The sequence below is a fragment of the Litorimonas haliclonae genome, from assembly GCF_965138505.1.
GTDB lineage: Bacteria > Pseudomonadota > Alphaproteobacteria > Caulobacterales > Maricaulaceae > Litorimonas > Litorimonas haliclonae.
In genome coordinates this window covers 161,124-174,726 of the sequence record NZ_CBCSCO010000001.1, presented here as the reverse complement: position 1 = coordinate 174,726, position 13,603 = coordinate 161,124, and the positions used below count along the sequence as shown (strand labels likewise).

Annotated in this window: 16 protein-coding genes; 11 read left to right on the top strand and 5 right to left on the bottom strand. The window is 48.5% G+C overall.

Features of this window, described 5'->3' with window-relative positions; genetic code table 11:
* Positions 1-100: 100 nt before the first annotated feature.
* The gene (locus ACNA05_RS00800; protein ID WP_415809464.1) at positions 101-967 is read left to right on the top strand and encodes an alpha/beta hydrolase; all 867 of its coding nucleotides are present in this window, start codon (positions 101-103) and stop codon (positions 965-967) included.
* Between the two features lie 16 nt (positions 968-983).
* On the opposite strand, the gene ACNA05_RS00795 is transcribed toward ACNA05_RS00800, so the two are convergent.
* Complete coding sequence (locus ACNA05_RS00795) at positions 984-1,403, bottom strand: BLUF domain-containing protein (protein WP_415809463.1); 420 nt, start codon at positions 1,401-1,403, stop codon at positions 984-986.
* Positions 1,404-1,691: 288 nt separating this feature from the next.
* Between ACNA05_RS00795 and ACNA05_RS00790 the strand changes: the two genes are divergently transcribed.
* The 3 genes from ACNA05_RS00790 (at position 1,692) to ACNA05_RS00780 (ending at position 5,386) form a co-directional block, all read left to right on the top strand.
* Entirely contained in the window at positions 1,692-2,234 is a 543-nt protein-coding gene (locus ACNA05_RS00790) for a SixA phosphatase family protein (protein ID WP_415809462.1), read from the top strand.
* A 324-nt stretch (positions 2,235-2,558) separates the two neighbouring features.
* Positions 2,559-4,454, top strand: a complete 1,896-nt coding sequence (thiC, locus tag ACNA05_RS00785) for a phosphomethylpyrimidine synthase ThiC (protein WP_415809461.1) — start codon at positions 2,559-2,561, stop codon at positions 4,452-4,454.
* 59 nt (positions 4,455-4,513) lie between these two features.
* Positions 4,514-5,386 carry a hypothetical protein gene (locus ACNA05_RS00780; protein ID WP_415809460.1) on the top strand — a complete coding sequence of 291 codons (873 nt, stop codon included), beginning with the start codon at positions 4,514-4,516 and terminating at the stop codon, positions 5,384-5,386.
* Positions 5,387-5,739: 353 nt separating this feature from the next.
* Here the strand turns inward: ACNA05_RS00780 and ACNA05_RS00775 are convergent, their stop codons facing one another.
* Positions 5,740-6,132 (bottom strand): hypothetical protein, encoded by a 393-nt coding sequence (locus ACNA05_RS00775; protein ID WP_415809459.1) that lies wholly within the window; start codon positions 6,130-6,132, stop codon positions 5,740-5,742.
* Positions 6,133-6,325: 193 nt separating this feature from the next.
* On the opposite strand from ACNA05_RS00775, the gene ACNA05_RS00770 reads away from it, so the two are divergent.
* Both ACNA05_RS00770 and ACNA05_RS00765 read left to right on the top strand, forming a co-directional pair.
* Positions 6,326-6,757 carry a BLUF domain-containing protein gene (locus ACNA05_RS00770; RefSeq protein WP_415809458.1) on the top strand — a complete coding sequence of 144 codons (432 nt, stop codon included), beginning with the start codon at positions 6,326-6,328 and terminating at the stop codon, positions 6,755-6,757.
* Between the two features lie 106 nt (positions 6,758-6,863).
* Positions 6,864-7,295, top strand: coding sequence for a BLUF domain-containing protein (locus tag ACNA05_RS00765; RefSeq protein WP_415809457.1), 432 nt, complete (start codon positions 6,864-6,866; stop codon positions 7,293-7,295).
* 50 nt (positions 7,296-7,345) lie between these two features.
* Here the strand turns inward: ACNA05_RS00765 and ACNA05_RS00760 are convergent, their stop codons facing one another.
* Both ACNA05_RS00760 and ACNA05_RS00755 read right to left on the bottom strand, forming a co-directional pair.
* Positions 7,346-7,735 (bottom strand): SemiSWEET family sugar transporter, encoded by a 390-nt coding sequence (locus ACNA05_RS00760; protein WP_415809456.1) that lies wholly within the window; start codon positions 7,733-7,735, stop codon positions 7,346-7,348.
* Between the two features lie 120 nt (positions 7,736-7,855).
* Positions 7,856-9,043 (bottom strand): nitrilase-related carbon-nitrogen hydrolase, encoded by a 1,188-nt coding sequence (locus ACNA05_RS00755; RefSeq protein ID WP_415809455.1) that lies wholly within the window; start codon positions 9,041-9,043, stop codon positions 7,856-7,858.
* Between the two features lie 442 nt (positions 9,044-9,485).
* Here ACNA05_RS00755 and ACNA05_RS00750 point away from each other — a divergent pair, with 442 nt between their 5' ends.
* The 4 genes from ACNA05_RS00750 (at position 9,486) to ACNA05_RS00735 (ending at position 11,703) form a co-directional block, all read left to right on the top strand.
* On the top strand, positions 9,486-9,857 hold the full coding sequence (locus ACNA05_RS00750) for a hypothetical protein (protein ID WP_415809454.1): 372 nt from the start codon (positions 9,486-9,488) through the stop codon (positions 9,855-9,857).
* Positions 9,858-10,111: 254 nt separating this feature from the next.
* Positions 10,112-10,321 carry a cold-shock protein gene (locus ACNA05_RS00745; RefSeq protein WP_415810098.1) on the top strand — a complete coding sequence of 70 codons (210 nt, stop codon included), beginning with the start codon at positions 10,112-10,114 and terminating at the stop codon, positions 10,319-10,321.
* Between the two features lie 123 nt (positions 10,322-10,444).
* Complete coding sequence (locus tag ACNA05_RS00740) at positions 10,445-10,996, top strand: thioredoxin family protein (RefSeq protein ID WP_415809453.1); 552 nt, start codon at positions 10,445-10,447, stop codon at positions 10,994-10,996.
* Positions 10,996-11,703, top strand: a complete 708-nt coding sequence (locus tag ACNA05_RS00735; protein ID WP_415809452.1) for a hypothetical protein — start codon at positions 10,996-10,998, stop codon at positions 11,701-11,703. The genes ACNA05_RS00740 and ACNA05_RS00735 overlap by 1 nt, the downstream gene beginning before the upstream one ends.
* Here ACNA05_RS00735 and ACNA05_RS00730 read toward each other — a convergent pair.
* Positions 11,685-13,034: a DNA polymerase IV gene (locus ACNA05_RS00730; protein WP_415809451.1), complete on the bottom strand. Its 1,350-nt coding sequence runs from the start codon at positions 13,032-13,034 to the stop codon at positions 11,685-11,687. The genes ACNA05_RS00735 and ACNA05_RS00730 overlap by 19 nt on opposite strands.
* A 182-nt stretch (positions 13,035-13,216) precedes the next feature.
* Between ACNA05_RS00730 and ACNA05_RS00725 the strand changes: the two genes are divergently transcribed.
* A complete protein-coding gene (locus tag ACNA05_RS00725; RefSeq protein ID WP_415810097.1) occupies positions 13,217-13,588 on the top strand; it encodes a response regulator in 372 nt (123 codons plus the stop codon).
* Positions 13,589-13,603: the final 15 nt, after the last annotated feature.

Genomic DNA, 13,603 nt, shown 5'->3' with positions numbered 1-13,603 from the left:
CGTTCGTAATTCGTAACCAGTTTGTGAACTGATAAAGTGAGGGTTGACGGGAGGATGAATTGCCGTCCACACCTGAAAAAACTCACAGGAGCTTAGGATTATGTTTCGAACTGGATTAATGGCAACCGCTATGGCGGCGCTGATGGGGACAGTTTCTTGTGCACCTGTCAAAATCCTCAACGGGATTACGCCGTCGGGAAGTTTTGAAAAAACCAAGAATATTTCTTATGGCCCTTTAGAACGTCAAAAACTAGACATTTACATATCTGAAACCCCCCGCGCGGAGAGCCCTGTTTTAGTTTTTATACATGGCGGAAGTTGGGATCACGGAGATAAAAACCTGTACAAGTTTCTAGCCGAAGGTTTTACCTCGGAAGGTTTTGACGTTGTCGTGCCGAATTACCGTCTCTACCCCGAAGTCATTTACCCTTTGATGATAGAAGATAGCGCCAAAGCGGTAGACTTTGCTGTGAAACGATTTCCGGATCGCGAGATTGTTTTGATGGGTCATTCAGCCGGAGCTTATAATATGCTCATGGTCGGTCTGGCCCCTGAGTATCTGGAAGCGGCAGGCGGCGATCTCTGTACCGATATATCGGGACTCGTTAGCTTGGCCGGCCCAACGGGTGCCGTAAAGCTCAAAGAAGAACCTTATATTAGCATCTTTCCAGACCGTTTTACCAGCACAGATGCCCCAATCAACAATTTAACAGGCCCGCGGCCGCCTCTCTTTTTGGCTCACGGATCTGAAGATGAGACGGTTCATCCTAAAAATTCCGAAGATTTGGGGGCGAAGATCTTAGAGAAGGGCGGTATGGCGACCGTCAAAATATATGAGGGTGATAATCACACAGATATGGTCAAGTATCTTTCCCGTCTATTTGACGGTGATTCCACTCTCAAAACTGATATTTTGGAGTTCATAACGACATTACCGCCCAAAGGGGAAAAGGGATATTGCCGTTAGGAATGCGCTAACGTTCTTATAATCCGTTTACCCGAGCATAAGTCCGACTAATAGTTTGAAGTTCAGTGCTGCTGTTCGCTGGGATAACGCGTCTGAGCGTATTATGAGTGAGCTTGAAAAGGGAAGAATCCCCTTCATTGTTTGCGGCATGTTTGAAGCCCATGCGCCAGCCGTCAAACTCACGGCTTTTTGATATCCGTCTCATCAAAACCATAATTTGGATGTGGCGGTTATCGTTTTCGATTTTGGCAAAGAGAGTTTCAACGGCCTCTTTTTCGCCCTCAAGAACCTGTAAAATTGAACCGTCATGATAAAGCATAACGCCAGTTATACCGGCCTCGCGATTATTCGTACGCGAGACTTCGGCAATTTCGTTCAACACAGAAGGCGTCAACGCCTCTGTTGCGTAGCTGGTATAAATTAATTGATATAGCACTATGTGGTCCTATGGGCTTCTTATCTTTATCAATCCCACACACACCTTGGGTCGCATAGAAGAATGAATAAAGTGTAACGATAGCGCTGTCAGTGCCAATAAAATCGAAGGTTATTGAAGTTTCAATTATTCTGTAAACCTGAGTTAAGTCTCTGGCCTTTCTGTGCCGGAAATCGGGCCCGAAACCCTACCCAAAACGGTCCGATGGGCTGGGGCGGCTCAAGAATAGGTTGACACTGGGAGCGTTTATTTGTCGGATAAACAAAGAAAACAATCAGGGGTATAAAAATGTTTCCAAAGTTAAGGTTTAAAAAGCTTATCGCGCTGCCGCTTATCGGGGCAATGATTGTCACGGCGTGTCAAACTGCGCCTCAACCCACTCAATTGCCGGCCGCACAGCCCGCCGCCACATTCTTTCTTGTGCGGCATGCCGAAAAAACGTCGGATAAAAATGATCCGGCGTTGACAGCTCAGGGGCGACAGAGAGCAGAGCTACTGGCCGATACTCTTCAAGATGCTGGCATCACTCGAATTTATAGTAGTGATTATATTCGTACCCGAGACACGGCCGCGCCATTGGCAGAGCGGTTGGGTCGGCAGGTAGAGATTTATGATGTGGGAGACCTTCAGGCGATAGCGTCAAAACTTAAAGCAGAAGGTAAACGCGCATTGGTCGTTGGACACAGTAATACGACGCCCGAGCTTGTAGACTTACTTGGCGGGGAGGGCGGCGAGCCCATCGTCGAAGCGACAGAATATGATCGACTTTATGTCGTGACCCTCGGCAAAGGCGGAAATATGAGCACAACTCTTTTGCGTTACGGAGATTAGGGGGCCGGGCGATGATAGGCGAGGGAGAAAGCGCAATTGACCTTCAATCCGGTGAGGCAGTTATATGGGAGCAACTGATTTAGGATGAGATTATGCCGGAGATGTCGCCAAGTATTTTTAAACTAGCCTGACGCCTTCCTAGAAGAATTCGCCCTGAGGTCTTGCGCAGACGCACAATGCCGTTATGGTAAATCTATATCCGAGGGGCCCCTGACGCGTGTCAGGGCGAGACGTACCCTTTGAACTTGATCCCGCGACAAAGCGGGCGGAAGGACGGATGCGTAGGTTTTTTCGCGCCCGTATTCCGTTATTTAGGAGTGCACAATGAACAAGCCTGTTGACCAATCCGAATTTGAAACCCCCAAAGTGACGTCCGGCCCATTGCCGAGCAGCTCCAAGGTTTACACGGCGCCAGAGGCGGATCCGAGCCTTCGCGTGCCGCACCGCCTTGTCCACCTCCACAAGACCGCAAATGAGCCCGATGTGCCCGTCTATGACACCTCAGGCCCGTATTCCGATCCCGATGTGACGATTGATGTAGAAAAGGGATTGGACCGTTACCGCACGGCCTGGGTGAAAGAGCGCGGTCATGTCGAAGAATATGAAGGCCGCGATGTAAAGCCAGAGGATAATGGCGGCGCGACGGGACGTTTTCTTGCCCGAGAATTCCCCGTGAAGAACCGTCCCTTGCGCGGCACAGGCGATGGCCCTGTCACGCAATATGAATATGCCAAAGCCGGAATTATTACCAAAGAAATGATTTATGTTGCCGAGCGCGAAAACCTTGGCCGCAAGGAAATGCTCGAGGGCGCAGAAGAGCGCGTCGCCGCGGGCGAGAGCTTTGGCGCCGATATCCCGGCTTTTGTCACGCCGGAATTTGTTCGAGATGAAATCGCCAAAGGCCGCGCGGTTATTCCGTCCAATATCAACCATGCGGAGCTTGAGCCGCAAATTATCGGGCGAAACTTCCTCGTCAAAATCAACGCCAATATCGGTAACTCCGCTGTGGCCAGCTCGGTCGAGGAAGAAGTCGAGAAAATGGTCTGGGCGACCCGTTGGGGCGCGGATAATGTCATGGACCTGTCCACGGGCCGAAATATCCATAACACACGTGAATGGATCATCCGAAACGCGCCCGTGCCGATTGGGACGGTACCGATTTACCAAGCGCTGGAGAAGGTCAACGGCGTTGCCGAAGATCTAACCTGGGAAGTTTACCGCGACACGCTTATTGAGCAGTGCGAGCAGGGGGTCGATTACTTTACTATCCATGCCGGGGTACGCCTGGCTTACATCCATCTGACCGCCAACCGCGTAACGGGAATTGTTAGCCGCGGCGGCTCCATCATGGCGAAATGGTGCCTGTCCCATCATAAGGAAAGCTTCCTCTATACAAAATTCTCGGAAATCTGCGATATCATGCGCGCCTATGACGTGACCTTCAGCCTTGGCGACGGCCTCCGGCCCGGCTCTGTCGCAGATGCAAATGACCGCGCGCAATTTGCCGAGTTGGAAACGCTGGGCGAGCTGACCAAGATTGCATGGGAGAAGGGCTGTCAGGTCATGATCGAAGGCCCCGGCCATGTGCCGATGCACAAAATCAAAGTGAATATGGAGAAACAGCTCCGTGAATGCGGCGAAGCGCCTTTCTATACGCTCGGCCCGTTAACAACGGATATTGCGCCCGGCTATGACCACATCACGAGCGGTATCGGCGCGGCCATGATCGGCTGGTTTGGCACGGCGATGCTCTGCTACGTCACGCCGAAAGAACATTTGGGACTGCCCGACCGCGACGACGTCAAAGTTGGCGTGATTACCTATAAACTCGCCGCCCACGCAGCCGATTTGGCCAAAGGCCATCCGGCGGCGCAAATCCGTGACGATGCGCTGTCACGCGCGCGGTTCGAATTCCGTTGGGAGGATCAGTTCAACCTGTCCCTCGACCCTGAGACCGCCAAGGATTATCACGATCAGACCCTGCCGAAAGACGCGCATAAAGTCGCGCATTTCTGCTCCATGTGCGGCCCGAAATTCTGCTCCATGAAAATCACGCAGGACGTTCGAGATTATGCGGACGGTTTGAGTGATAATGAAAAAGCAGCGCTCTACCCCGAAGCTAATGATATGAGCCAAGGCGAAATCATTGAGGGCATGAGCGAGATGAGCGCGAAATTCCGCGAGGAAGGCGGCGAGATTTATTTGGAGAAGGCGGAGTAACAGCCCAAAGATAGCAAAAAAATATTGCCAATAGGTCACCTTGGTTTAAAATATGGGTCATGAAAAAAATCTGTGCCCTTTTCACTCTGGTTTTTACACTCATTTCGGCAAGTATGGCTCATGCCCAGGCAGGCAAGACTTGTCCGAATGGTATGGCGCTCGCAAATACGTTTGAGGCTAATTTCGCGAGCGGGCCGAATAGCTGGGGGCAAGCTATTTTATATTGGCAGGACTATGGGGTGGCGGCAGTGGATTCGCCGACCAAAATCGTACGCTCCCTTATGGAATGTTACGGAAAATATTGCGGTATGGGCGATGGTGATACGACTGCTCATACGACAATGAAACAATATCATAAGGATTTAGCCGCTTATAAAGATGGGCGCATCAATACGGCACCTGTGTTGGATGAGGCTGCCGTTTCCGCGCCGCCGCCTGTGATGCTAGAATGGGCAGAAAAGCGGTTCGGTTGCAAAGCCGGGCCGACAAGCGAGCAGCGCCAAGCCAAGTTTCTTGCAGACTATCAGGCACGGAACGCTGTTGCAAAGACGGCAGCTAGACGTAAGACTGTAGGCGTGAAAGACGATTGGGAGTTTTACGAAAAAGCCAGACGAAATGGCGGCCCAGATTTTTACCGCTGGTGGGACGCAAATAAGAAAATGCGTACAGTTCAAGACGCCTATGATATGTGCTATTTACACCCCGCAGACAGTGTAGAATGCACCGCGCCAAAAGCTTGGGCCGATAGAATGACAGGTAAATATGTGCCTCGTACTCAAGGCTTGTCGCCAAATACGCCTTATACCGAAAGCTATACTGACAAATACGGCTATAAAGGCCCCGCACGCAGCGGTCCGTCAGCCCCCGCCAAGAGCAATAAACGCCGATGTTACAATCAAGGTGACGGCACAGAGAAGTGCTTTTACGATTAGAAAGCTGAGCAAACCAAACTGTCGGCTGGAGAGCCTCTATCAATAAACGGTTTGCGCTTAACCTTTCATCCGTTCTGCCGATTTTCGTATAAATTCTCAAAATGACATCGGGCTTATTTTAGTGGCGATATAATCATGTGAAGGCCTATCACCGCGGTCGCCTTGACGGGCTGTACGATGGCGACAAGGTAAAATTTGATACATTTATAGACAGGCGCCCCGGACAAATCGCCGGTCATCAATATCGAAGAGGTCTAAGCTATTCGTGGTCGAGCGCTGACACAGTCAGACTCATTTATTTGCAAGACCCTCTTCTGGGAGGGCGCGTTTTTTATGAAAACAGTTTTCGGCGATTAACTTTCTTGACCTAAACGCCGCAGTTCAAAAGTCCCGCTCGCGCCATCACATGCGCAGTCCTTAGGATCCAAGCAAGGCATATCCCAATTTCCCTCGAATCGTTCTTTTCGGATCACTGCTTGGCCGCAGCATATGAAATGTGTGTGTTTCAAAAGGGGTTCATTGATCCAAAGGTCGATTTTCGTTTCGTTGTCTTGGATGCTCCCCTCAAAATCGGTTGGCAAAGGCGGCAGTGTCTTCCCAGATCCTTCCAAACAAAATTTTGTGGAGCCGCTAATTTGTTTGCCAATAGAAGTGCCCTCAAGAGTGGCTGTTCCTGTCATGGGGCCGAAACTAAATGAAAACTTCAGCGAGATTTGCCATGGTCCGGAGGATTGAGTCTCAGGCACAAATATAGTTTTATGTTGAGACGATCCCGCGGGATGTAGAAGGTCAATCGACATAATAGGTAGATTCTAGCACAAAAAGAATGAGAATTTCAACTGACGCGTTCCCTATTTAGTGGGGGTGCCTTTCGATTTTAGTCTTTGATTAACCTCGTCAAATAACCCTCTTTCAAGGTCTGTGACTTAAACCCCTCCAATGGAATTATCACAACTGATCTATACCTCGACCTGCACAGATGCGATGACGCCTAGAATGGCGTATCAGGTATCGGCACAAAGTGTCGCCGTCTGCGAACAGCTAGGTCTGACTGGGCGGGTCTTCGCGAATAATCGACAAGCTCTTGCGATGACAGAAGGCCCCACAGAAATCGTTCGGCAATATTTTCAGGCAGTGAGCGCCGATATTTTGGTCGAAGCGACTTTGCTTCATTATGACCGCGTGATTGAGGCGCGGGAGTTTTCAGACTATTCGGTTTGGTTAAACCTTGGCGAGGAGTTCGCGTTTTGCGATAAAGTCCGCCGTCTGACGGAGCAATCTGTTCAAGACGCGCTACCCGCTTACCCCTCGGCAAAACTGCGGATAATGGCTACGGCCTATCTTTACGGTGATATGTTAGCGACCGGATAATCCGGATATACGTGGCCGCAGTCTGGTTTGCCATCTAAGATATAATTAATCCATTTTAACCTTACCTGCTAACCCTCTTTCAATGACTCTAACTTAGAGCGTGCCTATGGGGCTGTCACAGTATATTTTTTCGCCGACATGCGTCGACGAAATGACGTCAAAAATGGCGTATCAAGTGGCTTGCCAGAGCGTGACTGTTTTTGAGCAATTGGGGCTAACGGGGCGAGTCTTCGCGAATAATAAACGGGCCTTAGCCGTTGTTGAAGGTCCGACGGCTATTGTCGAACAATATTTTCACGCGCTGAGCTCCGATATTCTGCTTGAGACTATTTTTCTGCATTCCTCTCGTCCTATCGAGCAGAGAGAATTTTCGGATTTTTCGATTTGGATTAATCTTCGCAAAGAATTTGAATTTACCGAGAAGGTCCGTCGCCTAACAAAGCCCGCCCTCAAAGACGCGCTGCCAGCTTCGCCTTCAATCAAGCTAAAGATAATGGCCACCGCCTATTTAAATGACGACATACTGGCCGCGGCCTGACCTTTGAGCCCGCGTAGGGCTTATTCTGGAATTCCCGACTATGGATAAATTTAGGAGATGCCTGATTTTATTGTCCCTGCATTGTTGTCCTGGTGGTAAATAATATCGGGGTTCTGGAAGGGTTCCAGCACTTCGCCCGGCGCTCGGGACTGAAGCGTTCCCATACGCGATAAGCGCTCTCTGGCTGCGATGAAGAGAATGGAGCCTGTAATCACAAGGGTTACAGTTTGGGACAAAATAAGCGGCAGAGATCCGGTCATAACGCCGTAAGCAAACCACATCACGATTCCGACGACATAAATTGAATACATCAGCAGAGAGATACCCGAGGTTCGGCGCGTGCGGATAATCAACACGATTTGCGGTACAAAGGAGAGTGTTGTCATAATAGCGGCGCAGAATCCGACTATTTCCGTTAAAGAGAGAGCTGAAGAAGACATGGAGACGTCCCAAGTAAAAGCGCAAAATTTCGCCGCGCCTATATGAGCCCTTTGACCGAAAAGCAATCAGAGAAATGCCCCCCAAACTGAAGAGATGTTTGAGGGTAGGAAGATGCAGGATTACCGTGATAGGTCTTGGGTTTTGTTGCCGCTAAAACGGGAAACCCCTTCCATCAATTCTTTCATCTCTGCCCCTGTTTGAGGTAAATCTTCGCTGGCAATGTCCAGATGGTTGATTGGAAACTCCTGCACGTATTGATCCATAACTGGGGTGGTCATTTCGTAGGCAAAATTGGGAATTCGTCTGCCTTTGCGGAATTCTTTAATAGGAATTTCGGCTTCGATAATGTCGTCTTCAGTTTTGCTCTCGGATTTAGCTAGAAGATGTCCATTGGGGCCGACAATTATACTTTCTCCAGCATTATACCCCGGGATATCAAAGGCAATATTCGTCATGGTTGAGTAGAAATTGTTTTGCGCGGCTGTGGCTTGGACATCAAAGTCATTAAACAAAGTCGCCGTGCGGATCATAATTTCCGCGCCTCGCATGGCGAAGGCAGCAAAAATAAAAGGATCATTTTGCACGGTAGAAACCGCGATATTGCCGAATTCAGTCTGCAAAATGGGGAATTCTTCCTCTGCGCCGTATTTCTCACGATACTTATCTCGGACAGCCTCAATGGTTGTTGTCATGATTTCGCGGTCTTCGTAAATACGTTTAATATTGCGCGATTTCCAAAACGCTTTTTTCAATGCGCCGTCTCGGCCAATAACGGCATTAACTGATAGAATATGGTTGGGCCAGTCGGCGTCCGTCGCGTAAGTCCCGAATACAATATAGGTGTCACAGGCTTTGGCAATTTTACCGAGGCGCTCCGTTTCCGGGCCGGGCACTTCAACTGTAAAGTTTAGCTTTTCGGCTCTTGAGCCGGAGGAATAACCCGTCAGAGGGAATTCATGATACAGTAAAAAATCCGGTTTTTTTCCTGTATTGCAGGCTTTATCGGCCATTTCTTCCATATGTTTCAAATTGTGATTGAGACCATCTTTGACTGTTGGGAAGTCTCCAAGTGAATCCACGGTCGTCTGAAGGACCTTGACAACGACGGTATCTTTCTCAATCGGAACTGTTGAATAGGTTCCGTCAGCCTGAACCAGGACTGGCATTTTCGTATGTCGCGCCGCATCTGATTGAGGAGAAGGCTGATTTTTTTCAACTGGAACCGGTTGAGCTTGCTTGGTCCCGCTTTGCGTTGAGCACGCGGTAAGCGCTAATGCTGCGCTAAAGGCCAATACAATATTTTTCATGATGTTCTCCCGTTTTGGTTGGAAATTAGAGAGGTTCCGAGTTTAGCTTTTGAGGTAACGCAAAGCATATCCTTATTATGTTCGACGGTTGTTCTTGTTTGATGGGAGTAAAATCCAATATTCTGCTATGTGGCTAATCCAGACGCCCTCCCTTTTCAAACCAGTAAAGCCTTATGTGGAAATGGGTGGAGGCGCGGGGCGTAATAAGCGCGCTCGGTATGAAACGAATAAGAGTGAGCGGCTTGACGATGGATGAAGCAGTTTGGCTGAGAACGACAAAGAGGGTCGAAGAACCACCGTTACGATTGAAGGGCCCAAAACGGTTTTTGATAGAGTTACATCTCCTCCAGGCTTTACCCTCCGTTTGTAGGGTTGACCTGTTATTGAGTTTTTTGTCAGTAATAGGGCGTAAATGAGCGCCGTTCACTCATGAGGGCAAAGTATGAAAAGAGTTGTTACCCAAAAGGGATTGGACAAATTTTCACTACCCGAAGGCATTCGTGATTTAATTACTCTTTACGACGACGTTACAAAGCGCTTGAAAGAATGTGCGGATTACAAGTCCGTTGGAGACAGTGCGCAAGACCAAGCTGTTGAAACTTTAGAAGAAGAGCTTCATCAGCTACAGGATAACATTCTCAAATCATCCGGCAAAATCATCCTAAGAAGTAAGCAGGACCTTAAAGCTCTTTTAGATTTCTGGTATATGACGACAGTTGAAAGTTCAGGAGATGAAATTTCTGCATCTGACCGGATTATCATGAATTTTCGGGACTATTATGATGAGATTACATTCGATAATTTAAGGGCGTAATCAGGTCTTTGTCAGACCCGATATTGTGAAATTTGCTCGGTAGGTTTTAAAAAAATCACGAAACATTCACTTGATTTCCCTGTTGGTGACGCCCATACGCGCCATATCGAAGACGGCCAGACTATTCGGCTATTGATGGCGCGCTGATCTAACGCCACATTGAGTACGCAGTAATTTCCCTTCTCCGAGTAAAAGTTGTCCGCTGTGGACAACGTAAAGAAATGACGTGAAAGGAATTACCCATGTCAGACGCAATGCAAGCCGGAACAGTTAAGTTCTTTAATACAACAAAAGGCTTCGGCTTTATCCAGCCAGATGCTGGTGGTGAAGACGTATTTGTTCACATCACAGCCCTTCACCGTGGTGGCCTTCAAGGTCTCAACGAAGGTGACAAAGTGATGTTTGATACCGCTAAAAATGAGCGGACAGGCAAAACAGCTGTTGAAAATCTTTCAATGGCATAAGGCCTAGCCTTAAAATCAGACTATGGAAGGCTCCTTTACGGGGCCTTTTTTATTGGCAATTATTCAATATTCTAAAAACCCGCAAAACTGTTTCTAAAACGAGAAGCTGTGGTAAGCTAAAATATGAAATCTCTTTTTACGTGTTTTTTTATTTCACTTTTCACTCTGACCTTTTCAGCGTGCTCCACGTCTGAGGCTTCTTCTGTATCGAGTGCCTTACAAGAAAGCACAGCTGGCGACACATCGTTTCCCCGTGATGACCACGGTGAAGTCCTCCCTTTTTATAATCGCCGAAATGACAGCAAGAAAGTTGATGCCGCTATCATAGAAGCGGCAAGGAGCGGGAAGAAAGCTCTGATCGTCATGGGGGCAAACTGGTGCCATGATAGCCGGTCTCTTGCGACGCATTTGGAAACGCCGAGATTTAAAGATATGATACGGGCGTCCTATATTCTTGAATACGTAGATGTCGGTCAAAAGAATAAAAATCAGGATATAGCCAAACGGTTTGGACTGGACGGGACACCGGGAACGCCGACTGTTTTGATCATAGACGGAACGGGAACACTCTTAAATTCTAAGGAAGCTCCAACATGGCGGAACGCGGCGAGTCGGAGCGAAAATGAAATCTTCGATTACTTTGAACGCTATGCGATGAAAGCCACGCAACCGTAATGTTTATGGGCCACTATGCGCCCGCTGTCTGGTTAGGCCGCAGGGAGAAGAAAGAAGCGCCGATAAAGCTGTGGGAAGCTTTTCTTGCGGTTCAGGTTATAGATATCGTCTTTTGCATTTTGGCTATATTTGGACTGGAAGGCTCTCTCATTGAAAACGGAGAGCCGATATTTAATATTCCATGGTCGCATTCGCTATTGACCTCAATTCTCGTTTCCGGATTTGCGGGCCTTGCCTTCATGTGGTGGAAAAAGCCGTCGGGGTGGAAGGCTTTCTGGGTAATTTCGAGCCTGGTTTTTTCGCATTGGTTATTGGACTTTGTCGTTCATAGGCCGGATCTTCCGCTCTACCCAAGCGCAGAGGAAGCCTACGGATTGGGTTTCTGGAACTTTCCTTGGCTTGCCTATGTATTGGAAATTGGCCTCCTCTTTATTGGGTTTCTTTACTGGGTAAGGGCGACGGTGCCCCGTCGAAAACTATATAAAATAGCGCCTTGGGTTTTGTTTATACTGATGTGCGGCATGCAGTTTGTCGTAATCACTTTGCCGGGATTGCAGTTTCAAAACGGAACATTTGATCCCGCGTCCCAGCCGCAAGGTGTTTCTCTGGGAATCTCTGGCCTCATCACATTTTTTGCTTTGTCCGTAGCTATTCATTGGATAGAGGCCGGACGCGACTTTAAGGTGGATCAGTTTTCGTCAACTTGAATTTTTGCAGGTAGGCTTTCAGCTGTGGAGGCCGCGTGTTTTTGGGCTTGGTTTAAACGAAACCCTCGGCCTGTGACTATGGCATCAGAACCGAATTTTTCCCGCGCCTTGTCGCTCGCCCGTTCAGCTTGTCCTCTTTTTGTCGCCAAAGGGTCCAAAAGGTCTGCAGAGTCGCCTACCGGGGCCGACAGGGCGGAGATGCCGGCCCCGATTAAGCGAAAAGACGTTCCATCTGCTTCAGATATTAGAAGAGGTTCAAGAGCCCGAAATATAACGTCTGCCAATTGTACAGGTTGGGAAAGAGTTCGCCGCCGCGTTATGGACTTAAAGTTCGCCGTTTTGAGTTTTAGCGTAACAACTTGCCCTGCGAGGTTTTTTGCCTTCGACCGGTCGGCCGTCTTCAGACATACTTGCCAAAGCTTATCCTTTAAATCCTCAATGTCCCTGATGTCTCTGTCGAAGGTTGTCTCAGCCGAGACGGATTTTCTCTCAGAGTGCGTCTGAACTTTCCTGTCATCTTCTGCTCTTGCCAGTCTTGCTAGGCGCAAACCGTGGTCACCATAGCGTATTGCCATTTCCTTATCGGAAAGTTTGCGTATGTCGGCTATTGTCCTCAAACCGCTTTTTTCTAGTTTACTGGCGAAAGCCGGGCCAATCCCAAATATAAATCCGACGGGCTTGTCTGCTAAAAAATCGAGAGCGTCACTCTTCCCTAGAACAGCAAAGCCATGTGGCTTGTCTAAGTCAGAGGCAGTTTTAGCTAGAAATTTATTATAAGATAAGCCAACGGAGACAGTCACGCCAATTTCTGAAAATATTCGTTTTTGCAATTGGACGAGGCTTTGTGCGGGCGAAAGGCCATGCAGTCGTTGGGTGCCGCTTAAGTCTAAAAAAGCTTCGTCTATGGAGAGGGGTTCGACGATGGGAGTCAAATTGCGCATCATGTCTCGGATTCTGCCGCCTTCATACGCGTATTTTTTCATACTGCCTCGCACAACGACAGCGTCAGGACAGAGCTTTAAGGCTTTGAACATAGGCATAGCCGAGCGGACGCCGTAAATTCGGGCGTGATAGCAAGCGGCTGAGACGACGCCTCTCTGGCCGCCTCCGACAATAACGGGTCGATTGGCCAGCTCGGGATTATCTCTTTTCTCGACAGAGCAGTAAAACGCATCACAATCTACATGAGCAATAGATAAACTACCGAGCTCTGAATGACTTAATAAGCGGGAACCCCCACAATTCCGGCATTTGGATGAACGGCCCGCAAACTCACTCCCGCACTCACGGCAGAGCGTCATGACTTCGGAAAGGGTGTTTTGAACTGACATTCTTTACGAATCCTTAGAATGTTCTGTTTATGTTCCTTCTTATCAGAGACAGCATGGTTAATCTACTCCTAAGCTCTGACATACGCTTAATTAAGGATAGTCTGCCATATAAGAGCTATCAAATAGAGAAAAGCAGACATAAAGTCTGCGCTGTTGGTGAATTGGGAACAATGCTGAAAATCATGCCAAAAAAAGTCCTCATTGTTGAAGATAACGAGCTTAACATGAAGCTTTTCGCAGACCTGCTCGATGCGCATGGTTATGAAACCAAACAGACGCGCGAAGGGTTAAAGGCGATTTCAATGGCCAAATCCTTTAAACCGGATCTTATCCTGATGGATATACAACTACCAGAGGTCTCCGGGCTCGAAGTCACAAAATGGATCAAGGATGATAAAGCCCTGTCAGACATACCTGTTATTGCCGTGACGGCTTTTGCCATGAAGGGGGATGAAAAACGTATTCGTGACGGTGGGTGCGAAGCCTATATCGCCAAACCGATTACCGTTTCGTCCTTTCTGGCAACTATTCGAAAATTTGTAGAACCGGCATAGTCGGGGGGAACTACT

What these genes read in the sequence shown, in the direction of transcription:
- thiC (WP_415809461.1), top strand. Translation starts at nt 2,559, where the DNA reads ATGAACAAGCCTGTTGACCAATCCGAATTTGAAACCCCCAAAGTGACG.
- ACNA05_RS00760 (WP_415809456.1), bottom strand. Translation starts at nt 7,735, where the DNA reads ATGTCTTCTTCAGCTCTCTCTTTAACGGAAATAGTCGGATTCTGCGCC.
- ACNA05_RS00800 (WP_415809464.1), top strand. Translation starts at nt 101, where the DNA reads ATGTTTCGAACTGGATTAATGGCAACCGCTATGGCGGCGCTGATGGGG.
- ACNA05_RS00765 (WP_415809457.1), top strand. Translation starts at nt 6,864, where the DNA reads ATGGGGCTGTCACAGTATATTTTTTCGCCGACATGCGTCGACGAAATG.
- ACNA05_RS00735 (WP_415809452.1), top strand. Translation starts at nt 10,996, where the DNA reads ATGTTTATGGGCCACTATGCGCCCGCTGTCTGGTTAGGCCGCAGGGAG.
- ACNA05_RS00725 (WP_415810097.1), top strand. Translation starts at nt 13,217, where the DNA reads ATGCCAAAAAAAGTCCTCATTGTTGAAGATAACGAGCTTAACATGAAG.
- ACNA05_RS00790 (WP_415809462.1), top strand. Translation starts at nt 1,692, where the DNA reads ATGTTTCCAAAGTTAAGGTTTAAAAAGCTTATCGCGCTGCCGCTTATC.
- ACNA05_RS00730 (WP_415809451.1), bottom strand. Translation starts at nt 13,034, where the DNA reads ATGTCAGTTCAAAACACCCTTTCCGAAGTCATGACGCTCTGCCGTGAG.
- ACNA05_RS00755 (WP_415809455.1), bottom strand. Translation starts at nt 9,043, where the DNA reads ATGAAAAATATTGTATTGGCCTTTAGCGCAGCATTAGCGCTTACCGCG.
- ACNA05_RS00780 (WP_415809460.1), top strand. Translation starts at nt 4,514, where the DNA reads ATGAAAAAAATCTGTGCCCTTTTCACTCTGGTTTTTACACTCATTTCG.
- ACNA05_RS00770 (WP_415809458.1), top strand. Translation starts at nt 6,326, where the DNA reads ATGGAATTATCACAACTGATCTATACCTCGACCTGCACAGATGCGATG.
- ACNA05_RS00740 (WP_415809453.1), top strand. Translation starts at nt 10,445, where the DNA reads ATGAAATCTCTTTTTACGTGTTTTTTTATTTCACTTTTCACTCTGACC.
- ACNA05_RS00750 (WP_415809454.1), top strand. Translation starts at nt 9,486, where the DNA reads ATGAAAAGAGTTGTTACCCAAAAGGGATTGGACAAATTTTCACTACCC.
- ACNA05_RS00745 (WP_415810098.1), top strand. Translation starts at nt 10,112, where the DNA reads ATGCAAGCCGGAACAGTTAAGTTCTTTAATACAACAAAAGGCTTCGGC.